The 26,174-nt window shown below is 44.3% G+C and carries 30 protein-coding genes and 1 pseudogene; 16 read left to right on the forward strand and 15 right to left on the reverse strand.

Annotated features, from left to right (window positions below):
- The first annotated feature begins 194 nt into the window (after window positions 1-194).
- The gene (gene rmf / locus A3762_RS16660) at window positions 195-401 is read left to right on the forward strand and encodes a ribosome modulation factor (protein WP_068480389.1); all 207 of its coding nucleotides are present in this window, start codon (window positions 195-197) and stop codon (window positions 399-401) included.
- On the opposite strand, the gene A3762_RS16665 is transcribed toward rmf, so the two are convergent.
- Complete coding sequence (locus A3762_RS16665; RefSeq protein WP_068480305.1) at window positions 398-802, reverse strand: flagellar basal body-associated FliL family protein; 405 nt, start codon at window positions 800-802, stop codon at window positions 398-400. The genes rmf and A3762_RS16665 overlap by 4 nt on opposite strands.
- 178 nt (window positions 803-980) lie before the next feature.
- Between A3762_RS16665 and A3762_RS16670 the strand changes: the two genes are divergently transcribed.
- The 7 genes and pseudogenes from A3762_RS16670 (at window position 981) to A3762_RS16690 (ending at window position 6,481) form a co-directional block, all read left to right on the forward strand.
- Window positions 981-1,469 (forward strand): disulfide bond formation protein B, encoded by a 489-nt coding sequence (locus tag A3762_RS16670; RefSeq protein ID WP_068474709.1) that lies wholly within the window; start codon window positions 981-983, stop codon window positions 1,467-1,469.
- A gap of 171 nt (window positions 1,470-1,640) precedes the next feature.
- Window positions 1,641-2,111, forward strand: coding sequence for an Rsd/AlgQ family anti-sigma factor (locus A3762_RS16675; RefSeq protein WP_068480302.1), 471 nt, complete (start codon window positions 1,641-1,643; stop codon window positions 2,109-2,111).
- Window positions 2,112-2,188: 77 nt separating this feature from the next.
- Window positions 2,189-3,130, forward strand: a complete 942-nt coding sequence (locus tag A3762_RS16680; protein WP_068480299.1) for a WD40 repeat domain-containing protein — start codon at window positions 2,189-2,191, stop codon at window positions 3,128-3,130.
- A gap of 488 nt (window positions 3,131-3,618) precedes the next feature.
- On the forward strand, window positions 3,619-3,816 hold the full coding sequence (locus A3762_RS26595) for a hypothetical protein (RefSeq protein WP_068479983.1): 198 nt from the start codon (window positions 3,619-3,621) through the stop codon (window positions 3,814-3,816).
- A 9-nt stretch (window positions 3,817-3,825) separates the two neighbouring features.
- Window positions 3,826-4,500: pseudogene (locus tag A3762_RS28420) on the forward strand (alpha/beta hydrolase); the annotation flags it as partial.
- A 132-nt stretch (window positions 4,501-4,632) separates the two neighbouring features.
- A complete protein-coding gene (locus tag A3762_RS28425) occupies window positions 4,633-5,286 on the forward strand; it encodes a CocE/NonD family hydrolase C-terminal non-catalytic domain-containing protein (protein ID WP_255375058.1) in 654 nt (217 codons plus the stop codon).
- A 145-nt stretch (window positions 5,287-5,431) separates the two neighbouring features.
- A complete protein-coding gene (locus tag A3762_RS16690; protein WP_082869200.1) occupies window positions 5,432-6,481 on the forward strand; it encodes an AraC family transcriptional regulator in 1,050 nt (349 codons plus the stop codon).
- Between the two features lie 9 nt (window positions 6,482-6,490).
- Here A3762_RS16690 and A3762_RS16695 read toward each other — a convergent pair whose 3' ends face one another.
- Window positions 6,491-6,814: a phage integrase N-terminal SAM-like domain-containing protein gene (locus A3762_RS16695; protein ID WP_068474017.1), complete on the reverse strand. Its 324-nt coding sequence runs from the start codon at window positions 6,812-6,814 to the stop codon at window positions 6,491-6,493.
- Between the two features lie 80 nt (window positions 6,815-6,894).
- Complete coding sequence (locus A3762_RS16700) at window positions 6,895-7,158, reverse strand: acyl-CoA-binding protein (protein ID WP_068474019.1); 264 nt, start codon at window positions 7,156-7,158, stop codon at window positions 6,895-6,897.
- 163 nt (window positions 7,159-7,321) lie between these two features.
- Here A3762_RS16700 and A3762_RS16705 point away from each other — a divergent pair, with 163 nt between their 5' ends.
- Window positions 7,322-7,813: a DUF4442 domain-containing protein gene (locus A3762_RS16705; protein WP_231878842.1), complete on the forward strand. Its 492-nt coding sequence runs from the start codon at window positions 7,322-7,324 to the stop codon at window positions 7,811-7,813.
- A gap of 56 nt (window positions 7,814-7,869) precedes the next feature.
- The gene (locus A3762_RS16710; RefSeq protein WP_068480293.1) at window positions 7,870-8,934 is read left to right on the forward strand and encodes an SMP-30/gluconolactonase/LRE family protein; all 1,065 of its coding nucleotides are present in this window, start codon (window positions 7,870-7,872) and stop codon (window positions 8,932-8,934) included.
- A 10-nt stretch (window positions 8,935-8,944) separates the two neighbouring features.
- On the opposite strand, the gene A3762_RS16715 is transcribed toward A3762_RS16710, so the two are convergent.
- From A3762_RS16715 to rpe, 9 genes are all read right to left on the reverse strand, one after another.
- Entirely contained in the window at window positions 8,945-10,228 is a 1,284-nt protein-coding gene (locus A3762_RS16715) for a TRAP transporter large permease subunit (RefSeq protein ID WP_068480289.1), read from the reverse strand.
- Window positions 10,225-10,782, reverse strand: a complete 558-nt coding sequence (locus A3762_RS16720) for a TRAP transporter small permease subunit (RefSeq protein ID WP_369820688.1) — start codon at window positions 10,780-10,782, stop codon at window positions 10,225-10,227. Before A3762_RS16720 ends, A3762_RS16715 begins: the two co-directional genes overlap by 4 nt.
- A gap of 29 nt (window positions 10,783-10,811) precedes the next feature.
- Entirely contained in the window at window positions 10,812-11,915 is a 1,104-nt protein-coding gene (locus A3762_RS16725; protein WP_068480283.1) for a TRAP transporter substrate-binding protein, read from the reverse strand.
- A 104-nt stretch (window positions 11,916-12,019) separates the two neighbouring features.
- Window positions 12,020-12,832 carry an indole-3-glycerol phosphate synthase TrpC gene (gene trpC / locus A3762_RS16730; protein ID WP_068477178.1) on the reverse strand — a complete coding sequence of 271 codons (813 nt, stop codon included), beginning with the start codon at window positions 12,830-12,832 and terminating at the stop codon, window positions 12,020-12,022.
- A 20-nt stretch (window positions 12,833-12,852) separates the two neighbouring features.
- Window positions 12,853-13,890 (reverse strand): anthranilate phosphoribosyltransferase, encoded by a 1,038-nt coding sequence (trpD, locus tag A3762_RS16735; RefSeq protein ID WP_068480280.1) that lies wholly within the window; start codon window positions 13,888-13,890, stop codon window positions 12,853-12,855.
- 29 nt (window positions 13,891-13,919) lie between these two features.
- Window positions 13,920-14,504, reverse strand: a complete 585-nt coding sequence (locus A3762_RS16740) for an aminodeoxychorismate/anthranilate synthase component II (protein WP_068480277.1) — start codon at window positions 14,502-14,504, stop codon at window positions 13,920-13,922.
- Window positions 14,504-16,015: an anthranilate synthase component I gene (gene trpE, locus A3762_RS16745; RefSeq protein WP_068480275.1), complete on the reverse strand. Its 1,512-nt coding sequence runs from the start codon at window positions 16,013-16,015 to the stop codon at window positions 14,504-14,506. Before trpE ends, A3762_RS16740 begins: the two co-directional genes overlap by 1 nt.
- 206 nt (window positions 16,016-16,221) lie before the next feature.
- Window positions 16,222-16,875 (reverse strand): phosphoglycolate phosphatase, encoded by a 654-nt coding sequence (gph, locus tag A3762_RS16750; protein WP_068475686.1) that lies wholly within the window; start codon window positions 16,873-16,875, stop codon window positions 16,222-16,224.
- Window positions 16,876-16,901: 26 nt separating this feature from the next.
- The gene (gene rpe, locus A3762_RS16755; RefSeq protein WP_068475688.1) at window positions 16,902-17,579 is read right to left on the reverse strand and encodes a ribulose-phosphate 3-epimerase; all 678 of its coding nucleotides are present in this window, start codon (window positions 17,577-17,579) and stop codon (window positions 16,902-16,904) included.
- Window positions 17,580-17,618: 39 nt separating this feature from the next.
- Between rpe and A3762_RS16760 the strand changes: the two genes are divergently transcribed.
- The gene (locus A3762_RS16760; protein ID WP_068480271.1) at window positions 17,619-18,767 is read left to right on the forward strand and encodes a DUF3530 family protein; all 1,149 of its coding nucleotides are present in this window, start codon (window positions 17,619-17,621) and stop codon (window positions 18,765-18,767) included.
- Here the strand turns inward: A3762_RS16760 and A3762_RS16765 are convergent.
- Both A3762_RS16765 and pyrE read right to left on the reverse strand, forming a co-directional pair.
- On the reverse strand, window positions 18,754-19,395 hold the full coding sequence (locus A3762_RS16765) for a hypothetical protein (protein WP_068480267.1): 642 nt from the start codon (window positions 19,393-19,395) through the stop codon (window positions 18,754-18,756). The genes A3762_RS16760 and A3762_RS16765 overlap by 14 nt on opposite strands.
- Before the next feature lie 93 nt (window positions 19,396-19,488).
- Complete coding sequence (gene pyrE, locus A3762_RS16770; RefSeq protein ID WP_068480264.1) at window positions 19,489-20,148, reverse strand: orotate phosphoribosyltransferase; 660 nt, start codon at window positions 20,146-20,148, stop codon at window positions 19,489-19,491.
- Between the two features lie 91 nt (window positions 20,149-20,239).
- On the opposite strand from pyrE, the gene A3762_RS16775 reads away from it, so the two are divergent.
- Window positions 20,240-21,013 (forward strand): exodeoxyribonuclease III, encoded by a 774-nt coding sequence (locus A3762_RS16775; RefSeq protein ID WP_068480261.1) that lies wholly within the window; start codon window positions 20,240-20,242, stop codon window positions 21,011-21,013.
- A gap of 169 nt (window positions 21,014-21,182) precedes the next feature.
- On the opposite strand, the gene rph is transcribed toward A3762_RS16775, so the two are convergent.
- The gene (gene rph, locus A3762_RS16780; RefSeq protein ID WP_068480258.1) at window positions 21,183-21,905 is read right to left on the reverse strand and encodes a ribonuclease PH; all 723 of its coding nucleotides are present in this window, start codon (window positions 21,903-21,905) and stop codon (window positions 21,183-21,185) included.
- A gap of 139 nt (window positions 21,906-22,044) precedes the next feature.
- Between rph and A3762_RS16785 the strand changes: the two genes are divergently transcribed.
- From A3762_RS16785 to A3762_RS16800, 4 genes are all read left to right on the forward strand, one after another.
- Window positions 22,045-22,899: a YicC/YloC family endoribonuclease gene (locus A3762_RS16785; RefSeq protein ID WP_231876703.1), complete on the forward strand. Its 855-nt coding sequence runs from the start codon at window positions 22,045-22,047 to the stop codon at window positions 22,897-22,899.
- A 134-nt stretch (window positions 22,900-23,033) separates the two neighbouring features.
- Entirely contained in the window at window positions 23,034-23,660 is a 627-nt protein-coding gene (gene gmk, locus A3762_RS16790; RefSeq protein ID WP_068480252.1) for a guanylate kinase, read from the forward strand.
- A gap of 79 nt (window positions 23,661-23,739) precedes the next feature.
- Window positions 23,740-23,952, forward strand: a complete 213-nt coding sequence (gene rpoZ, locus A3762_RS16795) for a DNA-directed RNA polymerase subunit omega (protein WP_068480249.1) — start codon at window positions 23,740-23,742, stop codon at window positions 23,950-23,952.
- A 131-nt stretch (window positions 23,953-24,083) separates the two neighbouring features.
- Window positions 24,084-26,174 (forward strand): bifunctional (p)ppGpp synthetase/guanosine-3',5'-bis(diphosphate) 3'-pyrophosphohydrolase (locus tag A3762_RS16800; RefSeq protein WP_068756716.1); only part of this gene is annotated, 2,091 nt, incomplete at its 3' end.

The following is a 26,174-nucleotide window of genomic DNA, read 5'->3' on the forward strand; positions in this document are numbered from 1 at the left end:
TATATGTAACCTGTATTCGCGCATTGCTTTTAAAGCGAACAAAAATGATAAGCGCATCACAAAATACAGACTACGCTATCAAACCGTTATGTGTTGACTTGTGCGTGCCGAACCGCTTGAAGTCGATTGTACAGAGCAACTACCAATGCTCTGTGCATGAAAGTGCTTGGCAGCCTATTGAAAGGAGTGGCCCAATGGCCGAAGACTTTTCTTTAAGCTGGAATTTAGAATCTCTTAACAAAGCTTATAAGCAAGGCTATATGTCTGGCGTTATGGGCAAAACAAGAGAAGACCGCCCCGGTATGAGCGATGTTGTGCTTGCCGCGTGGGAGGCAGGCTGGGAGGACGGCAACGATGTTGCCATCCAAGACACGCCTAATGTCGTGCGTCTAGCTTCCTAAATTTGAACAACAAAGCTGGTAAATAGTAGGTCTTGTACACCTGTCTTACCTACTTCCTCAGCTAAAGCTTCTTTTACTCTGCTAAGCGCAGCCAGACGAATAGTCTCTTGCGCTGTGTGAGAGCTCATTCCCTCTTTAGATTGTTCAGACAATAACATTACTATTTGATGCCTAATCAAAGGAGCATGGTGCTTTACCAACTCGACATGCTCTTCGCTTTCAACTTTTAAAGATATCTCAGCTTTTACATAAGATAGTTTTCTGCGAGGCTCGCCAAAGTTACTTACAAATGCAGGATTCATGGTGTGATAAACAGCTCTTTGTTTTTCTGAAGATTCATCCTCTGCAAAGGCTAGTTGCATGGTCATTAAAGCGCCGATTAGAGCGAGTACCGCTTTCATATTACTTCCTTAAAATTGGTCAATAGATCAAGTATAGGTCGATCCACCAATTCAAGAAGTAATGATGCGTGACTATTTGTAGCGACCGGTCTCAGTTCACAAAAATTAAGAAGACTTAACTCGCCAACTTTGCGCTTAACTCGCACCATTGGTAGCAGATTTTATAGGGGCTTATACAGTGCAGTTATCCAATCGATTGATCGGGCTAGCAATCATAGTAACGAGCGTATCGTTAGTACTTGTCGCAAGCTATGTTGAACCTTTCGCTAGTATGAATCCGTGCCCGATGTGCATGATGCAAAGAGCAATCTACTTATGCGTCGGGGGCTTTGCCCTACTAGCTTTGCTCGCTGCCAAACACGCAGTAGCAAAGAATATTTTCACGGGTCTTGGTTTGCTCACATCAATCGCAGGAATAAGTGTTGCTGCTCGACAAGTTTGGCTGCAACATTTGCCAGCAGATGAAGTTCCGGCATGCGGCCCGCCCCTTGAATATATGATCGAAGTATTCCCGTTAATAGAAGTATTACAATCCATGTTAATGGGCACTGGTGACTGCGCAGCAATTCAATGGCAGTTTCTAGGTCTGTCGATTCCTGCTTGGAGCATTGTTGCTTTTTCAGGTCTTGCAGTCGCAAACATTATATTGCTGTTTAAAAAACAATAACGGAAAGGCTCACACGCCGTAACGTTTTGCAACAATTTACATATTGCTAGCAATACGCATATTCGCTAGCTTAAGTCCTACAACAGGATGAATAAAAAAGCGCTCAAGCGCTGAACCAGCAGGCTGAAATTTAAAAAGAAGATTCACGCCAAACGGATACTGGAGAGATTCATGTTAGAAAACTGCAAGAATGCAAAAGAACGTTGGGGCGGAGTAAATGAGCTCATCGATAAATGGTTGGTCGAACGTCAAGACTTAATTGTCAAGTTCTGCGACCTCACGATGAACCATCCAAGCTCACAAGAAAACACCATTGAGAAACTTCAAAGCTTTTGCCAAGTGTTAGTAGACTATGTTTCTGTTGGCCACTTCGAAATCTATGAACAGCTCATTGCCGAAGCCATTGAATTCAATAACGAAGATGGCACGGTTTTAGTCGAAACGACAATTCCACAAATTCAAGAAACGACCGAAGTTGCCTTAAATTTTAACGATAGCTTCGACGACATTCATAAAGTAGATGATGGTGTCGACAAGTTAGTGGCTCGCTTGGAGCGTCTAGGTAGAACCTTAGAAATCCGATTTGAGTTTGAAGACCAACTTATCGAAGCGATTCATACCTCTCAAGCTGACCTTGTATAATTAACAAGGAACGACCAAGCATCGATAATAAAGAGGTCTATACTTCTATGACCTCTTTTTTGATCGAACCGTAAGAGATGCGAAAACTCTTTTTATTACTTCTCCCCTTCACACTTCTGGCCTGCGCTCAGCAAGCAGAACAAAATTTCGAGTTAGCAAGCCAAGGCTTATTTGATGCCAGCATAAGCAACGACGGCACTATTGCTCTCATAGCTTCGCAACGACATGGCGCCAGCTTATGGAACTTGAATCCCTTAGAGCGCGTATTTAACTGGAATCATGAGAGTAATGAATATACTCAGATCACACATACTCATTTGTCGAAAAATGGAAATTTTGCAATTACAGCGCGTAATAATGAATGGATTCTATGGGATGCAAAAACAGGCAAGGCCCAAAACTTCTGGCAAACCCCGAGCAATATCAACAGCATCGCTTTGAGTGAAGATGGAAGCCACGCACTGATCGGTTTAGCATCTGGAGATCTCTGGTACACAGATACCCGATCTGGTAATAACGTCAAAGAATTTCAACATGCTGATGCAATTCGATCAGTCGCACTATCGGGAAATACTGCCTTATCCGGCAGTGATGACAACTCCGCCACGTTTTGGGATTTAAATACTGGGAAAGCGCTTAAAACCCTAGACCTCAGCAATGCATCAAGACATGTCGCGTTTTCTCATAGTGGAGCACATGCCTTTGTCTCCTCGCTCAGAGAGGACCACTTTGTAATCGACACTACCAACTTTACTATCAAAAGCCAGATTAATGAGCGCTATACGGTCTTTAACGCAGCGAAGTTTTCAAACGATGATCAACGCGTATATCTCGCCAATCAACAAGGGTATATCCAAGTCTTTGACACCTCCAGTGGAGAAGAGGTATCTCGTTATCAAGCAAAACGAAAACACGTATTTGGCGTATCGCGATCAGTGGAAGATTTAGCCATCCTAACAAACGAGTTGCTCGCGATAACGAGTGACGGCCAACTGCAAGCGTTTTCTATCTCCAACTAGATGCTGTGCACACATTTTTTGACTGGCCTGTCATATACACTCAATGTCCATTTGAGCTGTAGTTTACGTAAACGTAAAGCCATAATATTGATTCCGAAAATAAAAATAACAAAATGAGTATGAGTCTACGGCAAGCCTTGCTTGCCCGTTCTTTTTTCTCTTCTTCAATAATTCAGAATCACTCAACCTGCCTTTCAGGCACACAAAGCACAGATATTCAGGCATCCTTCTAAAAACTTAGAATTATTTTTACGCCTCTTCAATAGTTAACAGTCGTAATCTTAACCCGAGCAATACGTCCCATTTTATACAGCATGCCCCTTTCTAAATATGTTTGTCCTTTTGATGCATAGTATACGAACGCGTAAGGCATTACGCTTTTTAGACAATAAAAATAAAAATCGGAAAGTGTCGTTAGGGAATTCAACTCCTATTCTTTCCCCCCCCCGCAAATAAATATAAAAAAACACATACGACAGGTGATTAAAATGAAAAAGACCCTTACTGCGCTCGGAATGTGTGCTGCGGTAGCTTTGTCTCCGCAAATGGCTAGTGCGACTGGTTCAGGCTCTGTTCCTATTCTAGACTTTGCAGGCGGCTTATTAGGCGCTCCAAACTTCCCAGATTCAGAGAACTACACAACAGATGACGACATCATCATTACCGCATTTGATGGCGTTGAATAAACGGCGAACATCTTTGTTCCTACAGATATTCAAGGTACTGCGCCAGCAATTATTTTCATCAATAGCTGGTCAATGAACGAATACCAATACTTACAACAAGCTGCAGAGCTTGCAGATAAAGGCTATATCGTTCTGAATTATGCAACGCGTGGTTTCGGCGAGTCTGGCGGTTTAATTGACACAGCTGGCCCAAAAGACATGAACGACTAGAGCACAGTAATCGACTATTTGATTGCTAACTACCCTGTAGACGAGAGCGCTATCGCAACAGCGGGTATTTCTTACGGCTCAGGCATCAGCTTACTAGGTGCAGCGCAAGACCCTCGCGTAAAAGCCATTGCAGCAATGAGTTCATGGGGCGATCTAGTTCATGCTTTGTACGGCGACCAATCGCCACGCCAAGTTTGGGGTGAGCTACTTAATCTAGCAGGCGGCTTAACAGGCAACCCAGGCCCAATCATTGACCAACATTGGAACAATGTAAAAAATCAGAACCTAGATGCGATTCCAGACGTTGTAGAATGGGCAAGTATCCGTTCACCGATCAATTACGTTGATCAATTGAATGAAAATGGCACTGCGGTTTACCTTGCAAAAGCTTATGGTGATAACCTATTTATGCCTAACACTCTGATGGAAATGTTCAGTCAACTTACTACACCTAAGTACGTTGACTTGCTGCCAGGCACACACGCAACTGCTGAATTACTTCCATCACTTGTTGGCTTGGGTGAAAACGTTATTTGGGAAAACGTATACGACTGGTTCGACATTCATTTGAAAGGCGAAACTAACGCTTTATCGTCAGCAAAACCAGTGAACATGAAGGTTCGCTTTGAAGACAAATTCGATCAATTTGACGCCTACCCAATTCCAGAAGCGACTGAGCAAACCTATTACTTGCACCCACGCTCTACCTTCGACACTGGCGACATGGAAACCTACCAATACTGGTCATGGTTCAACATGGAAACTGACGACACCATTAACGGTTGGTTCGGCACAACCTTCTCAACTGGCGTACCAATTCTAGGCGACCTTCTTGAGCAGGTAGACATCCCTGTTATTGCTAACATCAAAGCTGAGAGCGAATTCCGTGCGATTTACTGGGAAAGCGACCGTCTTGATGCAAAAATGGAAATTCGCGGCACGCCAAGCGTGAGCCTTCGCGTACAACCCCACTACAATAAAGCTCAGATCGTTGCGTACTTGTACGATATGGATTCTTGGGGCTGGGGTAAGTTAATTACACACGGCGTTATCACTCTTCCTGATGCGAACTGGGGTGATAAAGTCCGCGTTGATTTCGACATGGTAACAACAGCTTACGATGTCCCTGCTGGCCACAAAGTCGTCATGGCGATTGATACAAAAGATCCTTATTACAAGTCACCAACTAGTGCAGACTTTTACTTAGACTTCCAATACAAAACGTCTGAGCAAAACACTGTCACGATCCCAACTCTTTAATAAGCTGCTTTAAAGAGCGAAAGGCAGAGTAAAGACTCTGCCTTTTTTTATTTGTTATCAATTCAGGAAAAATTCTGAGAAAGTTTCCACAGTCAGAATTAGACCAAAGTGTTAGATTGAAAACTCAGTAAATGATGTAAGCATAATGACGCAATATACTCGATCACCTGGTTTAGCACTGGAGCAATGTAGGCTGCTACTTCGTTATGGTCTTAAGAAAGGCTTAATGCATGAGCAGTGCCTAGAAAACTCAAAACTAAACATCGAAGACTTTGATACCGTCTCCTGTGAGCCAAGCATAGAACAAGAGCGCATTATCATTCTTAATCTATGCAATCATATCAACGAAACGCCTGCACGCATTGGCTATGCCATCGGTTTAAAGGTAGGCCTACCGAGCTTTGGATTAATCGGCCAAGCAATGGCTAGCAGCGCGAGTCTCAAGCACGCGCTTGATATTGCTCTTCGTTATAGCCAAGAAGTATTTCATTTCACCAACATCAATTATCACGTTAAGAACGACAATTTCGATTTACAATGGGAAATAGCTCATGCAGAGGATGAAGAGCTAAAAGACTTCTACATTTCTAGAGATTTTGGCGCTTGCTTAACAATCATGCGCTCATCAGGTCATAACATTCCGATCAAGAAGCTGAGCACGAGCTTAAGTGATGAAGTCTTAAGTAAAGAAATCGTCGAGGAATTGTCTTGCGATGTAAATGTGGAATCGAAGGTAATGTCAATTACTGTCGATGAAAAGCTACTTCATCTACCTATGCCACTGTTAAATGCGCAAGCCAGCCAAACACTAGAGTCTCTCTGCTATACACAAATTGCTCTCCCCAACACTAATGAGAAAATGAGTCTGAGTGAGAAGATAGGGCAATTACTGAGACAACATCAATACATTCTGACACGCGACGATGCTGCGAACGCATTGTGTGTTTCTTCACGCACACTTGCTCGCCACCTTCTTAACGAAAAAACTACTTGGCGAACATTAGTTGCAACCCAGCGTATCGCAGAAGCCAAGCATCTACTTTCACACAGTGATGACAGTATCGAGTTAATTTCAGAAAAAGTAGGATTCAGCTCAAGCAGCGCTTTCTCTTTAGCGTTTAAAAGGGCATGCGCAAAAACGCCGAGCGAATATAGAAAGCACTATTCGATTCAAGCAAAAACTAAGACTGCCTAAAAGCTAAGCTTATTTGGAAGATGGAAGTGCGTAAGCAGACTCTTCTAATGGGCGCTTTAAGACCTGACTATAGAAGAACTCGAGCGCCTGACGCGCTTGATTAAGACGAGCTCGCGAAGGAGACAGACGACGCGTCACGTGTCGCAAAAATTCTTTCACGTTTTTCTCGTTCAAGCTAAAGGGGTTAGATAATCCGTTAAATGTAAGATACTGTGCGATCCACTGCTCGTAAGTATGGAATGTACGCTCACATAAAGCGTTCTTCTGACATACTTTTGTCATACGATCCGCAAGCCCTGGCTGAGCTTCATCTAGAACAATCTTCGCATCCATGTTGACCGCCTGAACTATCTTTCTTATTTAAGTGTGCGCACTTTACCAGATTATGCAAAGCACGCAAATACTCAAAAGACCTAAGCTTTTAACTCTTCAATTGCATCGATGTATTGCTGCATCGCTTCATCTGCACTCGCACCTTTAAGGTCTTCCCATGCTTGATATTTAGCGCGACCAACGAAGTCCATCATGCCAGGTTTTTTACCTGTCACATCACCTTCTGTAGCTTGCTTGAACAAAGCGTACATCTTTAGCTTAAGCTCGTTCGATGGCTGAAAGTCACCTTCAGCTGTTTGTACGTAGTTTACTGTTTCTTCAAATTTTGCTTTTAAGTCTGACATCTAGATTACTCCTCGAAAAAATCGGCGTTGATTATACAAACCATTCCTTAGAATCTACAGTGATTTAGATCCATATTTGGACTTATCTATTGCGTTGACAGAACTACAGCAGATGGTCAAACTGCCGGCACACTTATTCATAGAAACAAACTAGGAGTGCTGTGTGGCAAAGCCCAACAAACTCAACACAATTGTCAGTAATGTGTATAAATTACCCGAATTTATGCGAACAAAAGCCTTAAGCACGCTTTTCGGAAAAACTGTCAAATACACGGGAACAACCGGTATCAAAGTAGAAGAACTAACGACGAACCGTTCGGCCGTAACGCTCACCAACAAAAAGTCTGTACAAAATCATATTGGCTCGGTTCATGCTGTTGCCAGCATTCTGATTGCAGAATCTGCAACAGGCTACCTAATAGGAATGAACATCTCAGACGACTGCGTTCCGGTAATCAAGACAATAAAGGCAGACTATGTTAAGCGAGCTAAAGGCAATATGCGTGCAGAAGCTTCTTTAACTGATGAACAAATAAAGCTTATTACATCATCCAATAAGGGTGAAACAACCGTATCCGTTACGGTCACAGATGCTGATGGGAAAGAGCCGATTCTAATGGAAATGGTATGGGCATGGACTCCTAAGAAGCGCTAACGAAATAAGCATGAGATAAGGATTTCTCGTGTTGATAACAATAAAAGATAATAACAATGAACATCCTAAAACTTGTATTATTCATATTCCTCATAACCATTGCTGTTTTTGTTTGGCGTAGCTGGCCAATCATGAATCTTGGCTACGATATCGCTAACGTTAATACTGACTACTGCGCACCTGTCGCAATTGAGGCTGGCCCAGAAGATATCACTGTTGACCTAGCGACTGGGGAGGCATTCATTGCCACAGACGCTCGCCGCGACTACCTAAAATATGGCACAGCCCCGCAAACACCAGGAGCTATATGGGTAAAAGACTTGAATAGCGATAACCCTCCTCCGGTTAAAATAGAAGCGAATTATCCAGAGGCATTTCATCCGCATGGAATTTCCCTTCTCAAAGAAAATGGAAAACGCTATCTGTTTGTCGTAAATCATCCAAGCACTACGTTTCATCAAATCGATATTTTTGAGCTTGAAAGCTCGCATAAAGCGACCTTACTAAAGAGCGTCACCTCGGATTTATTTATTTCGCCTAACGACATTTTTGCTACATCCTTAAACGAATTCTACGTCACAAATGACCACGGAGCCCCTCGTCACACACCACAAGAAAAAGTCGAAGACTTCTTTCGTTTAGCGAATAGCAATGTCGTTCATTACAAAGATGGCAAAGCTACGATTGCACTGGATGATCTATATATGGCGAATGGCATTACGATCGATGAAGATGGAAAAATATATGTCGCGGAATCGACCGGGCTTCAAATCACCCAATATTCAAAAGATACTGATGAAAGTTGGAAAGCGACTCAACGCTATGACCTTGAAGTTATCGTCGACAATTTAGAATGGTCAGATACCGGTAAGCTTCTAGTTGCTTCTCACCAAAGCGCGCTTTACTTTTTAATGCATACCTTTGAGCACAGCAATCACTCACCTTCTATCGCACACGAAATCGATACCGTAAGCGGTGAAATCAATTTGCTATATATGAGCGATGGCGCTCAGCTGTCAGGCGCTAGCGTCGCAGCGCAATATAAAGATTCTTTATTAATTGGTTCTGTATTCGAAGAACATTATCTTCACTGCAAATCTGAACGGTTAGCGTCACGCTAACTGTTCTACTTTAGAGCAAACCGAAAAATCCTGGAAAGAATAAGATAGCTAGAACGACCAATATTTGTAGGCAAATGAAAGGCATCACACCTTGATATATGTCGCTCGTTCTAATGCTAGACGGTGCGACCCCTTTCAAATAAAACAAACTAAAACCGAAAGGGGGTGTTAAGAAACTCGTCTGCAAATTCATAGCAATGAGAATCGCAAACCACAGCATACTGATTCCTAGCAATTCAGCGATCGGTGCCAGCACCGGAACAATAATGAAAGAGATTTCGACGAAATCAATAAAGAATCCTAGTATCAAAATGACAAGCATCGTGAGAATAAGAAAACCCCATTTCTCGCCAGGCAAATTCGTTAACCAGTGCTCTAATATCTCTTCACCGCCGGTATAGCTGAATGTCATTGAAAAGGCCGTAGCACCCAGCAAAATAGCAAACACCATCGCTGTAACGGTCACTGTTTCACGAGCACTATCTAAAAGCATCTTCAAATTAAATTGCCGATACAACATAGCTAAGACAAGCGCACCGATACCGCCCAAAGCAGAACTCTCGGTTGGCGTCGCAATGCCCGCAAAAATAGAACCTAGCACCAATGCAATTAGCAGAAGCGGAGGAATAATGGAAAACAAGGCGTCTTTAATCGCCTCAAAGCCAACGGCCTCAGTTGGTGGCATTGGAGGCGCTTTTTCTGGATTTCTAAGCGTGACAAAAAGAATGTAACCAATATACAAAGCAATCAATAACAAACCTGGAGCAACGGCCGCCTGGAACAAATCCCCAACCGGCAAGCCCAATACATCGCCTAATATGATCAAGATGATTGAAGGAGGGATAATTTGTCCCAAGGTGCCCGATGCACAGATGGTGCCGCACGCTAATTGCTTATCATAGTTGTACTTCAACATCGCTGGCAGCGATATCAAACCCATCGCGACCACACTCGCTCCGACAACACCAGTAGATGCAGCTAAGAGTGCACCGACTAAGATTGTACTAATCGCTATACCACCACTCATACGACCAAACAACTGCGACATAGAAACCAGTAATTGTTCCGCTAACTTAGTTTTCTGTAGCACCACGCCCATAAAAATAAACAGCGGTATCGCCATTAATATGGTGTTTTCCATAATGCTTTGAATGCGATAAGGCATGAAAGCAAACAAATCAAAGCCTTCAGCAATCACTCCAAAAACAAGTGCGACGCCTGCAAATGTAAACGCAACGGGAAAGCCCAGCATCAATAAAAGAAGCGCAGCAAAAAACATAATAATGCCTATCATGAGAGCATTCCTTTATTGTCTTGCTGATAGTGAGCACGCCCTTTTAAGACCAAAATAGCTTTAGTCATCATGCCGAGAGCTGCGATACCAATAAAGATAAAAGAGATAGGTATTAACGATTTGATAATCCAGCGATAAGGTAGACCACCAGGGTCACCACTTCCCTCACCAATTGAATAGGCATCATGCGCAAAACTCGCTCCGTAATAGGTAACAAGTGCGACAAAAGGGAAAATGAAAATCAACGCACCCACTAAATTCACAATAGCCTTACGCTGATCACTCCAGCCTTCGTAAAATATATCAACACGAACATGACCATCGCGCTGCATGGCGTAGGGGGTTCCTAACAAAAATACAGCCGCAAATAGATGCCACTCGAGCTCTTGCATGCCTATAGAGACATCATTAAAAACATAACGCATCACCACGTCGTAAAAGACGTTTAATAGCATGAGCAACATCAAGATGCAGGCCACAAAGCCACATAGCGAAGTTGCCTTACGGCAAAACCAATCTAATCGTTCAATCATATAGAAAAAAGCCCGAACCAAGGTTCGGGCTCCTTATACTCACTTCTTACTTATTTTGTACTTTCAAGATACGCCTTGTCTGAAATCAAGGTCCAATCTCGTACTTTCGCCATATATTCTTGCTGGGAAGCAAGAACTTTCGCGGCAAACGGATCTGCTGCTGCATTCTCTTTAAGAAGCTCATCGTTTGCCTGAATAATGGCTGACATCACTTCTTCAGGGAAAGTTTTTACTAGAATGTTTGGATACTCTTCCTGCATCGTCGCCCAATTCTTACCACTTTCGTGCGTAGACTGGATATACATGTCATAGGCTGCTGTACGCATGGCGATACGCAATATTTCTTGCAGGTCTGCCGGCAAACCTTCAAAAGTTTTACGATTCACTAAGAACTGCAATTCAGCACCAGGCTCATGCCAACCGGTATAATAGTAAGGTGCGATTTTATGGAAGCCCATGCGCAAATCGAGAGATGGACCTACCCACTCAAGCGCATCAATAGTGCCTCGTTCAAGTGCTGTATAGAGCTCTCCCGGTGGGATATTCGTCGGTTTCGCACCGAGCTTTGCAAGCACTTCACCAGCAAAACCTGGGATACGCATTTTAAGACCTTGAAGGTCATCTAGCGTTTTGATTTCCTTCTGGAACCAACCGCCCATTTGGTTAGACGTGTTACCGCCTGGGAAAGACATTAAGTTGTGCTGAGAGTACAGTTCATCCATCAACTCCATACCACCACCGTAATAGAACCAGGCATACTGTTCTTGCGCCAACATTCCAAATGGCATGGTCGTGAAATACATCGTTGCAGGGATTTTCCCCTTCCAATAATAAGAAGCCGAATGCCCAAGGTCATACTGGCCTGACTTCACCATATCAAAAACACCAAAAGGCGCTTTATGTTTGTTGGAAGAATCTATCGTAATCTGAAGGCGTCCGTCGGACATCTTGTCGACTAGTGTCGCGAGGTTTTTTGTAGCATCGCCAAAAATAGGGAAATTCGGTCCCCAAGTTTCAGCAAGCTTAAGAGTAATTGTTTCTGCTTTCGTTTCTACAACTGCTTGCTCTTGTGCTTGTTCGGCACATGCAATCAAGGTAACGAAACTAGCAACAAAAAGGGTTTTAATAAGCGTGGGTAGACCCAATACTTTCATGATAGCGTCCTTTTATTTTTGTTTGCGCAATAAGAAATTATCAGATGTTCGGAGGGATTTCACCCTCCGTAATAGGATTGTTCGTTAACTTGTAAAAATTGCCTTTAAAAAAACAATCTCGCCAACTCATCGCCAGGGTTTTCGGCTCGCATAAATGCTTCGCCAACCAAAAAGGTATTCACCTGATTTTTGCGCATATCCTGAACGTCATCCAATGTATGAATACCGCTTTCGGTCACAACAATTCTATTTTCTGGGATGCTTTCAAGTAACTGATACGTGTTATCTAGGCTTACCTCAAAACTATGCAAATCGCGGTTATTAATGCCGATAAGCTTAGTATCAAGCGTAAGCGCAACGTCGAGTTCTTGTGCATTATGCACTTCGACCAATACATCTAAACCAAGCTCATGTGAGATACCTGAAAGTTCCTGCATCTGGTCTTTGGTTAAGCATGCAGCGATCAACAACACACAATCTGCATTTACAACGCGGCTCTCATAAATTTGATATGGAGACACCATAAAATCTTTGCGAATGACTGGTAGAGAGACTGCATTACGCGCAAGTTGTAGATAATCTTCATGCCCTTGGAAGAAGTCTCTATCTGTTAAAACAGATAAACAGGCAGCACCCGCATTGTCATAAGACTGCGCAATCTCAGCAGGTCGGAAGTCTTCTCGAATCACACCTTTGCTTGGAGAAGCCTTCTTGATTTCTGCAATCACGGCTGACTGCTTAGATGCAAGCTTGGATTCAATCGATGCAACAAAGCCTCGACACTCTGGCTTATCAAGCGATTGTGCTTTTAGCTCGGTCAACGCGAGCGCAGCACTGCGCTCCTCTACTTCTTCCCACTTACGCGCAACAATATTGCGCAGAATCGTTGGTGTGCTGTCATTCACTTTGCTGCTCATGTAACTTCTCGCTAATGCGTTTAATCTTCTTCAAATACTTGTGAGAAACTCGCTAACTCACTCATTTTGGCTAAGGCCAAACCACTTCCGATCGCGTCTTCAGCCATTGACACACCAGCCTTCAACGAATCTGCTAGACCAGACACGTATATCGCAGCAGCCGCATTGATCGTAATGATGTTACGCGCCTTCTGCGCGATATCGCCATCATCTTTGCCTAATGCTGACTTAATGAGAGCAAGACTTTGCTCCGCACTATCCACACTTAAATCAGTTAATGCTGCTTCTTGAATACCTAAGGCAGCAGGTCGAATTTCATATTCAATAACTTCGCCATCTCGCAATTCTGCAACATGGGTATTAGCCGCAATAGAAATTTCATCAAGGCCGTCGTCAGAATGCACCACCATCACATGCTCACTGCCAAGGCGATTTAATACTTCCGCCATTGGACGGCAAAGTGCTTTCGAAAACACACCGATAATCTGGCGCTTTACACCAGCAGGATTTGTCATTGGCCCTAACATATTGAAAATCGTACGCATTGCTAATTCTTTGCGTGGGCCAATTGCATGACGCATCGCGCTATGGTGGGCTGGCGCAAACATAAATCCAACACCAATCTCTTGCACTGCGCGCGCAACTTGCTCAGGGCTTAAGCCCAAATTAACACCTGCAGCTTCAAGAAGATCAGCACTTCCGGTACTACTAGAAACACTACGATTACCATGCTTTGCAACGCTGCCCCCTGCGGCTGCAACTACAAAGGCAGATGCAGTCGATACGTTAAACAAATTAGAGCCATCACCACCAGTTCCACAGGTATCAACTAAGTGCTGAGCATCAACATTTACAGAGGCAGACAAATCACGCATCACTTGCGCTGCACCGGTAATTTCGTCAATCGACTCGCCTTTCATACGCAACGCAATCAATAGAGCACCAATCTGCGCATCGGTCGCTTCGCCCGTCATTACCGTCTGCATCGCGGCTTTCATATCTTCTGTTGATAGGCTTTGCCCCTCAACAATCTGAGCAATTGCATCTTTAATATCCATGACTCGTCTCTCTTATTGTTGGTGTTTGCTTATGACTCGCGCTTCAAAAAATTATCAAGCAACTCGTGACCGCATTCAGTCAAAATTGATTCTGGGTGAAATTGCACCCCTTCAACATCTAGGGTTTTATGGCGCACACCCATTATCTCTTCCATTGAACCATCCTCATGTTCGGTCCACGCAGTAATTTCTAGGCAATCAGGAAGCGCATCTTTATCAATCACTAAAGAATGGTATCGCGTTGCTGTCACTGGGTTAGGTAAACCTTTAAATACACCTTCATTGTTATGATGCACTGGAGATGTCTTCCCATGCATAACTTGGCCAGCACGGATAATAGATCCACCAAAAGCTTGTCCAATACTTTGATGTCCTAGGCAAATGCCAAAGATAGGGAGTTTGCCTTTAAAATGCTCGAGTACTTGCAGTGAAACACCAGCTTCATTTGGCGTACATGGGCCCGGAGAAATCACGATTTTCTCGGGGTTCAGCGCTTCGATTTCTTTAATAGTGATTTCATCATTTCGATAAACTCGCACATCGGCGCCTAATTCACCTAGATATTGCACGACGTTGTATGTAAAGGAGTCATAGTTATCAATCATTAACAACATTACTTATCCCCCTTTGCAGATTCATTAGAAACACTGTCTACACCTTGCGTTGCCATTGCCACAGCTCTGAATACGGCTCGCCCTTTATTCATGGTTTCTTCCCACTCGTTTAAAGGCACTGAATCTGCAACGACACCGGCTCCAGCTTGAATATGAAGCACATCATCTTTAATCACGGCTGTTCGAATCGCGATTGCAGTGTCCATATTGCCGCTCCAAGACAAATATCCGACTGCGCCGCCATATACACCACGCTTCACTGGCTCTAACTCATCAATTATTTCCATTGCGCGAATCTTAGGCGCTCCGCTTAATGTGCCGGCAGGAAATGTTGCTCTAAGAACATCCATGGCTGAGCAACCATCTTTCAGCTCACCAGTCACATTAGAGACGATGTGCATGACATGCGAATAACGTTCAACAATCATTTTGTCCGTGAGCGAAACTTTTCCAGTTTTCGCGACACGCCCAACATCATTACGCCCCAGATCGATCAGCATCAAGTGTTCTGCGAGCTCCTTAGGATCAGCTAAAAGATCTTGCTCTAAAGCCAAGTCTTCTGCTTCGGTCATACCGCGCTTTCGTGTACCTGCAATAGGACGGACCGTGACTAGCCCATCTTCGACACGTGCCAATATTTCTGGTGAAGAACCCACAACATGAAAGTCGCCTAAGTTTAGGAAATACATATATGGCGACGGGTTCAAGCAACGTAAAGCGCGATATAAATCGAGTGGCGCAGCTTTATAAGGAATAGACATACGCTGAGCGAGCACAGTCTGCATGACATCGCCGGCCAGCACATAATCTTTAATACGATCTACAGCCGCTTCATATTTTGGCTGTTCAAAACCTGAAACAAAATCTTCTTCTGAAACAGACTGAGCCTCACCTGCTTGCGCGGGCGCTGATGCCTGCATCGTTCTTAAACGATGAACGAGAACACCCAACACAGACTCAGCGACCTCGTAGCTCCCATCCACACTTGGATCTTCATGATGAATCAATATCAACTTGCCGCTGAGATTATCAAATACGACCAACTGATCAGAAACCATGAGAAGAATATCTGGCGTACCAAGCGGATCTTCTGGGCAAGAGTGAGCAAGCTTCGGTTCGACATAACGAATAATGTCATACCCAAAGTAACCCACTAAGCCACCATTAAAACGCGGAAGCCCCTCTATTTCTGGAACACTAAAACGAGATTGGAACTCTTCAACAAAAGCCAATGGATCGGAATGCTCGAATGACTCCGTAATCTCACCATCTACTTCAAGATGAATCGTCTTCCCCCAGACTTTCAAAACCTGTCTACAAGGCAAACCAATAATGGAGTATCGCCCCCACTTCTCGCCACCCTGTACAGACTCTAACAAGTAACTGTATGGGCCATCCGCGAGTTTCAAATAACTACTGAGCGGGGTATCTAAATCAGCAAGAACTTCGCGTACAACTGGCACGCGGTTATAGCCGTCTCCGGCAAAGGCATAAAATTGTTCTGCGTTCATGGTATTTCCTTGACTAGCGATCTTTGGGCAAAGTGTTATGTGGTAAGTTACAGCTGCTCAAAATCGCCATCGAAATGAAGCAGAGAAGCTCCATTGAGAGGGACTAGATATTAATGAAAAATCCGAACAAATCGTCATGACCGACACTTAGCGCTAATGCGTCAAATTCTGTTTGCATTGTAGTGTGTTTACACAGTTGAGTGAGATTAACTCAGCTCTGAAAGCGAATCAACAAAGGCATCCAGATTCCTTGCGTCAATTGGCAGACCGTGATTATAACCATAGCTTACACCGACAACTTTCACTCCTGCACGGTGAGCCGCTTGAAAATCGTTAATCGAATCACCAACCAACACTGACGCATCTTCTGAAACGCCAAAATGCGCCATGCAATGCTGAAGAGGCAGAGGGTTTGGCTTACGCTCTTGTGTCGTATCACCACCAACCAACATATCAACCACTAAACCCTTTTGATCTATCAGCACCCTCGCAGGGGCTTCAGGCTTATTGGTCACAATGGCAACAAAGCATCCTGCTTCTTTGAGTTGCGCAAGCAAAGCAAGCGTTCCTTCATAAAGCTCTGAATGCTGCCCATTAACTTCTGAATAATGCTTATAGAAAAGCTCCAATACGCGATGTAAGTCGAAGTGGGAACCGCTCACATCTAGCGTTTGCTGAAGCGCTCTATTAACGAGAACTTCAGCCCCATTACCAACCCATAAACGACAATCGTCCAATGAAACTAATGGATACCCCGCCTCTTCAAGAGACAAATTCAACGCAATATGTAAATCAAGCGCACTATCGACTAAGGTGCCGTCTAGATCGAACATCACTAATTGAAAGTCACTCAGTTTCATTTGCGCGTTATCCCTAAGAAAGCCAATTAGCCTAGTTTTGCAGCCGCCAATTCAGCACGCATTTGATCGATCGTCACTTTGTAATCATCAGTATTGAAAATCGCTGACCCTGCAACAAAGGTATCTGCGCCAGCTTCTGCAATCTCTCGAATGTTATTGACCTTTACACCACCATCGATCTCTAACTGGATATCAAAACCGCTTTCAATAATTTTTTGCTTCACTAACTTGAGCTTATCGAGCGTGCTCGGGATGAATTTTTGACCACCAAATCCTGGATTCACCGACATTAAAAGAATCATATCCAACTTATCCATCACATGATCAAGATAATGCAGCGGTGTTGCAGGATTAAATACCAAACCTGCTTTGCAGCCACCGTCTTTGATCATCTGTAAAGAGCGATCAATGTGCTGAGACGCCTCTGGATGAAACGTAATATAAGTAGCCCCAGCCTCAATAAATTGACCAATCAAATCATCGACAGGTTGAACCATCAAATGGACATCAATCGGCGCCTTGATACCGTAATCACGCAGAGCTTTACACACCATTGGGCCAATCGTTAAATTCGGCACATAGTGGTTATCCATTACATCAAAGTGCACAATATCTGCGCCCGACTCTAAAACTTGCTCAACTTCTTCTCCAAGTCTTGCAAAGTCGGCCGATAAAATAGATGGAGCAATTTTGAATTCTGGCATGACAACCTCAATCAGTAAGGGAACAGGTGTTTGCGCGCAATGTATGCAATCAATCACAAAATAACAAGCAAGATACTGTCAAATCTAAGAATAATTAGTCTTAGCCTTATTGTTAGCGCCAATACTCTCGCCCAAGAAACTAGCTCTGGTCTTGCTCAGTCGAATGAAAACACATCTCAAGAAGCGCCCGAACAAGCCCCCTCAGCAGAAGAAACGCGCCCAACGCTACCAGCGTTAATTCAACAGGAACGCGCATTTACCAAACTTCTTGCTGCGGCCAGCCCAGAAAACCAAGTTACCTGGCTAGACATTAAATACCCAGGATCAGCGAGCTCTCATCAAAGCCTTGCCTTAAACATTAAACCTAAAAGCCCGATTACTCAGGGCGCAGCTTTAATCATCCCGAACACCTCGCAGCATGCAGACTGGCCTAATATCGTTCGTTCCTTGCGGGAGTATCTTCCGTTTACCGGATGGCAGACTTTATCGCTCAGCCTTCCCACGTTTGAGTTGAGCTCAACCCCTCAGCGTGAATTAGAGACGAAGTCTTTTGACTCCTTCCCTGCCAACGAAGCAATAACAAAGGCCACTTTATTGGGAAGCCGAGCCCAAAAAGCACCAGAAGCAGAATCACCTTCCACTGAAGATGCAGAAGCAGAACCTGCGGCTGAGCCCGAAGAATCAGAGAGCGTCGATATCAATCTTAAAGAAGACGAAGAACTTTCAACAAAAATTGGCCCTTATCACGACAGGGCAATCGTGCATATTCAAGCGGGCATGAATTATCTTGCAAGCCAAGGCTTTCAAAACATAGCGCTGATTGCCATTGGAGAGAGCGCGGGGCTCGCAATTGATTTCATTCAAAGCAAAGAGTCAGAAATTTCAGACAAAGGATTTGCGCTAATATTTATTGCGCCAGAGTTAAATCAGCACCAAAACATCGAACTATCTAGCGAACTAGGCGCAGGATTTCCGGCACCCATCCTCGATATATACGAATCTTCCCCCGAAGCAAAAGATAAAGCCCGACTACGTAATGCTGGAGCTCGTGTTGGCGGCTTTGCCAACTACAGACAATTAAAACTAAGCGCCCCTAAAGGCAGCGGTTCGGAAGGATTCCTAGAAAAAAGGATTAGCGATTGGTTAAATCGCTACTCGCCCGGACAAGAACAGGCTAGCGCTCGATAGGAAAGTCTTTTGCTTTGGTGCCGGTTAGAACTTCGAGCCGATTTACGACAACAGTAAACTCACTGAGAATTTGCTGGTAAGACGCTTGACTCTGCTCAATCACGCTTTGAGAAACAGCAATTTCTTTTTTTGCCATTTCGATATCGTCTAAAACTCGCTTACCTACCTTTTTACCGCTTCGTTGAATGTTTGCCGCTTGCTCTTCGCTTTTTGTAATGAGATTTTTAGACGCTTCAATAGCCGCTTTTCGCGAAACAATCACTGCATCTATTTCAGCTAGACGACGATTCATAATGCTCACAACAGCATCAGGCGTGCCGTATTGTTTAAGAAGCTTTTGGTCCTCTTCAGCTTGTTTCGCTGCAGCAAGTTCTTCTTGCTTCTTTTTTTCTGCGGCTTCATCGCGCTCGCGAATCTGCTCTTCGGTCAACGCAGGCGGGATACGCTGAACTAATCGGCCTTGAGCATTTAAAATATCGTAGCCTTTAGAAACTAAGTGTGGAGGAATCAAAGCAGCCATCACGGTGTTGCCGTTATCGTCTTTGTAACGATATAACTGCATTGCCGATGCTGCTGTCGTAACTAACATCCCGACAACAACAAAAATTAATAGACGACTTCGATTCATTTTTATTCCACTCACATTCTTTATGAATTCAGCACTTTATAGCCTTTCAATAAACTATAGCCATGCTTTCAAAAAGCGCCTCGTTACAAACCGTTATATTCCGTAACGATCTCTATACGCGGCGACACTGTCTGCGTACTCTCCAAGCCTTGCATCGTTTGAGATGAAGTCTAATATTTGGTCCAGGTTGACGATGCTAAGAACAGGAATATTGAAATCACGCTCAACTTCCTGAATTGCCGATAATTCGCCTTGGCCTTTCTCTTGACGGTCCAACGCAATGATAACACCGGCAGGCTCAGCACCAGCAGCTTTGATGATTTGTATAACTTCACGGATGGCAGTTCCGGCAGTGATAACATCGTCAATGATCATGACCTTTCCGGTGAGCGATGCACCAACGATCGTACCGCCCTCTCCATGATCTTTTGCTTCTTTTCGATTGAAAGCAAATGGACGATTATCCTGGAACAAAGAAGATAACTGCACAGCAGTTGCCGCACCTAATGGAATACCTTTGTACGCTGGACCAAACAACACATCAAAGTCAGCAGATGCATCATATAAAGTTTGAGCGTAGAACTCGCCTAATTTAGCGAGAGAAAGACCATCGTCGAATAAACCTGCATTGAAGAAATACGGGCTTACACGTCCAGACTTAAGTGTAAACTCGCCAAACTTAAGAACATTTTTTTGAAGGGCAAATTCAATAAATTCACGTTGATGTGGTTTAAGAGTTTGGTTCGACGACATAGATAAAGCCTTAATGTAAATATTTTCGGTTATTTCTTTTCAAAAAATGTGAATTGAGTATCATACCACGCGTTCAAATTAAGGGGCAGATATGCGTGTAGTATCAATCAGCGTAAATGGCTTGAAGCAAGCTGCTGAACTAGGTTTTTATGAATGGATGCAAGAAATCGATGCCGATGTAGTTTGCGTCCAAGACATTCGCGGTAAAGTCTACGACTTTGATGATGACATTTACCACCCACCAGGTTACGAAGTTTACTTCCTTGATGCCGAGTTTCCAGAAGATGGCGGCGTTGCCATATATACGCGCCACTTCCCTAAAGCCATTATGTATGGTTTCGCTTACGAACCAGCAGATCGCCAAGGCCGCTTTATTCAAGCAGACTTTGATAACGTCAGCGTAGCCTCAATGCTTGCCCCCGGAGCTATGCACAACGCTGAACAGCAAGAAGATCAAGATAAATTCATGGAAGCATTCCAAGACCATCTTGAAAAATGTCTGCGTAAGCGCCGACAGTTCATTTATACCGGAAACTTCCAATCAGCCCATCAAGTCACCGATGCGAGCAAGTACTACCACGACCGAGAGGTGGCCGGATTTCTAGCGCATGAACGCGAGTGGTTTGATAAAAGCTTTGACGAACTCGGCTATGTCGACGCTTTTCGTCAGGTCAACAAACACAAAGGTGAGTACACATATTGGCCAAAAGAGGCTGGTGAAGAGCAAAGCGAAGCAGGGATTCGAACAGACTTTCAAATCACTAGCGCAACGGTCAGCAATGTCATTGAAGATGGTTTTATCGACTACGACACGCGGTTTTCAGATCATGCTCCAGTGATCATCGACTACGACATCATCATGTAACTGAGAATTAGCACGGACGCTAACTCTTACCCTTCATTTAAATCTTCTTTTCACTCGCGGTTACTCTGCAACTTAGATCAGAATACCACCCATTTTCAGATTAAGAGCAAAGCGCATCACGACACTTCGCTCTAGTCTGCGAACGTAGCTAAGTTCTGACGATTCAGTACTATGCGTTATCGTCTAAAAGCGCCTGTTGAAGCTCAAAAATTTCACCTAAGCCTTTGCGTGCCAAAGCAAGCATTGCGTCAAATTCTTTCTGCTCAAATGCTTCACCTTCAGCTGTGCCCTGCACTTCAATAAAACCACCTTTATCTGTCATCACGACATTCATATCGGTTTCAGCAGCAGAGTCTTCTGGATAGTCCAAGTCAAGGACAGCTTCACCTTCATAAATGCCAACCGAAATTGCAGCCACTTTTTGCTTAAGCGGAGATTCCTTTAACTTGCCTGCTTCGACCAATCGATTTAACGCCACGCCAAGTGCTGCACACCCGCCCGTAATAGAGGCTGTGCGCGTTCCGCCATCAGCCTGAATCACATCACAGTCAATCGTAATGGTTCGCTCACCAAGCTTTTTCAAATCCACAGCTGCTCTCAAAGAGCGGCCAATCAAACGTTGAATTTCAACTGTTCGACCTTGCTGCTTACCTCGCGCCGCCTCACGTGACATGCGCGACCCAGTTGAACGCGGCAACATGCCATATTCTGCTGTAATCCAACCTTTACACTCACCTTTTAAGAAGCGAGGCACCGACTCATCAATTGATGCAGTACAAATTACTTTCGTATCACCAAACTCCACCAACACAGATCCTTCTGCATGTTTTGTATATCCTGGAGTAAGTTTAATTGCGCGCGCTTGATCTAACGCTCTGCCACTTGGACGCATATCATTTCCCTTAAAATAAACTAAACTAGAAAAATTTTGCGGCGAGTTTAACACTTTCTGTCGTGGCTCGCGCCCTCACTTTCCACTATGATTCTCAGACGTTTACAAAACCACTTTGAGAAGCTTCATGATAAAAAGTATGACCGCGTTTGCACGACAAGAAGCAAACACAGAAGGCGGCACATTGACTTGGGAAATTCGCAGTGTAAATCACCGCTACTTAGAGCCGAACTTTCGTATTCCAGAACAATTTAGGGAAGCTGAAGGACAGCTTCGCGAGCAACTACGTAAAAAGTTGGCACGAGGTAAATTAGATTGCTCATTGAAATGGCAAGCAAACGACCATGCAAATGAAGACATCGCAATCAACACAAACATCTTAAAGCAGCTCAATCATGCGCTGAGCGAGATCTCTTCCAATATTGAGCACAGCGCCAAACCTTCAAGCTTAGAGATTCTTCAATGGCCGGGCGTCATTGAACATACCGAAGCGGACAAGGGCGAACTTATGAAGCTCTGCGTATCGGCATTTGCGCAAGCGATAGACACTCTGATCGACAATCGCAAGCGCGAAGGTGAGCAACTAGCGCCGCTGTTTGAAGACCGCTTAAGCAAGATTGACGACATCGTAATTGAGGTCCGCGGCAAGCTGCCTCAAATTTTGGAACAGCAACGTGAAAATTTACGTAACCGCTTTGCTGAGCTCAGTGTTGATTTGGACGAACAACGTATCGAACAAGAAATGGTCGTCCTTGCGCAAAAGTCTGATGTTGATGAAGAGTTAGATCGCCTAGACGCACATGTAAAAGAAGTCCGAAAAGTGCTGAAGAAGAAAGAACCTGTTGGACGCCGACTCGACTTTCTAATGCAAGAGCTGAACAGAGAAGCCAACACACTCTCATCTAAATCAATCGTGACCGACACAACACGCGCAGCTGTTGAGCTCAAAGTATTAATAGAACAAATGCGAGAGCAAGTGCAAAACGTCGAGTAAAGACTATCGTTTACTCCCTATCTTTATAGCCAAAGTGGCTGTAAACTGTGCCGGCTTAAACCAGTCGCCGATTTACAGCCTCTTGCGTAAATTTTCGCGGCAGCATTACTCTTAATGTAGGGAATAAGCGATCAATGACGACCACGCATACTTCAGGCAAGTTATACATAATTGCCGCACCTTCCGGTGCAGGGAAAACCAGTCTCGTTCACGAGTTAGTGAATCGCTACAAAAACATCACCGTCTCTGTTTCTCACACTACTCGCGACAAACGTCCTGGTGAAGAAGACGGCATTAACTACAACTTCGTTAGCACCGACACGTTTAAATCTTTAATCGATCAAGGCGACTTTCTCGAGCATGCAGAAGTATTCGGCAACTACTATGGCACGTCAAAAGAATGGGTACAGAGCCGACTTGATCAAGGCCTAGACGTCATTCTAGAAATTGACTGGCAAGGCGGCCGCCAAGTACGCGAACAATTCCCACAAGCATTGAGCATCTTTATTATTCCGCCATCCAAGGCTGCACTGCATGCAAGACTCGAAGGCCGCGGTCAAGACAAACCTGAAGTCATTGAGCTACGTATGCAAGAAGCCGCTTCAGAGTGTAGTCATTACGAAGAGTTCGACTACCTTGTTGTAAACGAAAACTTCGACCAAGCGCTGGCTGAATTAGGCGCTATATTTACCGCTCAAAGATTATTGTTAGTAGATCAAAAACAACGTCATCAAGAGATACTCAACGATCTATTGTCTTAAGCGTACAACTAACATAGAATGCGCGGTTCTTTTTTGAGCTATGCTTAGTTCTATATTCGAATTCTAGAGGTGAAATTAAATGGCACGAGTGACCGTTGAAGATTGTTTGGAAAATGTAGACAACCGTTTTGAACTTGTCATGGTTGCGACCAAGCGCGCTCGTCAACTTGCAAACACTGCGCAAGAGCCAATGGTTCCTGTTGAAAACGACAAGCCAACAGTATTGGCGCTTCGTGAAATCGCTGAAGGCCATATCAACGCAGGTAATGTTGATTTTAGCGAAGAAGAATAACTTCTTTGCGATAATACGCTTGAAAAAACAGCTCGCTCAAATATCATTAGGGTGAGCTTATAAAAAGCTGAACAGCTTTAGCCGTTCGGCTTTTTTTATTTCTTCATTCCGCACAAGTGAGCAGAGAAAGCGTGCCCGATATTGATGGCTTAATCGAGAGAGCCGAGTCCTACCTAGACACCAACAAGGTAAGACTGATTGAACGCGCCTATTACGTCGCAAAAGAGGCGCACGAAGGGCAATATAGACGCAGTGGCGACCCGTACATTATTCACCCTATTGCTGTCGCCAATATTCTCGCAGACCTTCACCTTGATCACGAAACACTCATGGCAGCATTGCTGCATGACGTCATAGAAGACACCGAAACTAGCAAAAACGAATTAGCCGAAGAGTTTGGCAGTGCCGTTGCGGAACTGGTCGACGGGGTGAGTAAACTCACACAAATAGAATTCAAATCTAAAGCTGAAGCTCAAGCCAATAATTTCCAGAAAATGACGTTGGCGATGGCGAAAGATATTCGCGTTATATTGGTTAAACTTGCAGATCGCCTTCATAACATGCGGACGCTCGGTCCATTGCATCATGAAAAGCGACGGCGGATCGCCACAGAAACGCTAGATATATACGCACCGATCGCAAATCGCTTAGGCATTAACAGCATTAGAACCGAGCTTGAAGATCTTGGATTCCAAGCGCTCTACCCAATGCGCTCCAAATACATTCGCAAAGCGGTCAAAAAGCTTCGCGGAAGCCATAACGAAATCATCGAAGATATCCAAGGTAAAATCGAGAGTCAGCTAAAAACGCGACATCTTACTGGCGAGGTTATCGGTCGAGAGAAGCATCTTTTCAGCATCTATAAGAAGATGAAGTATAAGCATCGTTCTTTCCATGAAATTATGGATGTATATGCTTTTCGAATTATTGCTGAATCTGAAGACGATTGTTATCGCATTCTCGGTGCCTTACATGCGCTCTACAAACCTCTACCTTTCCGCTTCAAAGACTATATTGCCGTCCCTAAGGTAAACGGATATCAATCACTGCATACCACGCTATTCGGTATGCATGTGAACATCGAAGTGCAAATTCGCACCCAAGAGATGGAAGACCTTGCCAACTACGGGATCGCGGCTCACTGGCAATACAAAGACGACTCCAGTATGGCGCTTGCAAACCAAGCCCGTATAGATCGCTGGTTGAGTGGCCTGAAAGAGATTCGAGAAAATGCTGGCGACTCAATGGAGTTCTTCGAGCACGTTAAAATTGATCTCTTCCCAGACGAGATCTATGTCTTCACACCGAAAGGAGCAATTCTCGAACTACCAGCTGGCGCAACACCGATAGACTTTGCTTATGCCATTCATACTGACATTGGAAATGCATGCGTCGCCTGTCGCATCAACAAACAACTTGCCTCATTAAGCGAGCCTTTGCAGAGCGGTCAAACGATAGAAATTATTACGGCTCCAGGCGCAAAACCAAGCCCTGCATGGCTAAATATCGTCACCACAGGCAAGGCAAAAAGTAGTATTCGTCACTTTATCAAGCTGAAGCAACACGAAGAAAATCTATCTCTTGGTAAGAGCCTGCTTGAACGCTCAATGAGCAGCATCAACCTAAGCTGGGAAAACATCAGCGAAACCCACTTAGTCAACGTGCTCGATCATAACAAAGCAAACTCACTTGATGAGCTACTGATTCTAGTCGGCCAAGGATTGCGCATGCCTTATATCATTGCGCGTCAGCTCGCTGCAGAAGATGCAAGTCAAATAAGTAGCGAAACCGAAGAGCCTGCAAAACAAAAACTGATCATCAAAGGAACAGAAGGCATGCAAGTCAGCTTCAGTTCCTGCTGCTACCCAATTCCGGGCGACCCTATCATCGGGCTACCGGATTCAAATTCTGGTGCGGGCCTTATCATTCACGCAGAACAGTGCAAAAAAGCACTGCGCCTTAGCAAAGCGCCAGACCGACTTTATCTATCTTGGGTCAAGGATATTACGGATGAATTTGCGGTTGAATTGCGTATTGAGCTCGAAAGACAGCGCGGCATTATTGCCGAGTTAGCATCTGCAATCACTCGCGCCGAGGCAAATATCGAACACATTGGTGTCAGCGAGCAGAACCCTCATATGAGCACGATAGAGGCCGTCATCTACATTCAAGGTCGACGCCATCTTGCTCGTGTGATTCGCCAGCATTTTCTCGAATCTCTT

The sequence above is a fragment of the Oleiphilus sp. HI0125 genome, assembly GCF_001635355.1.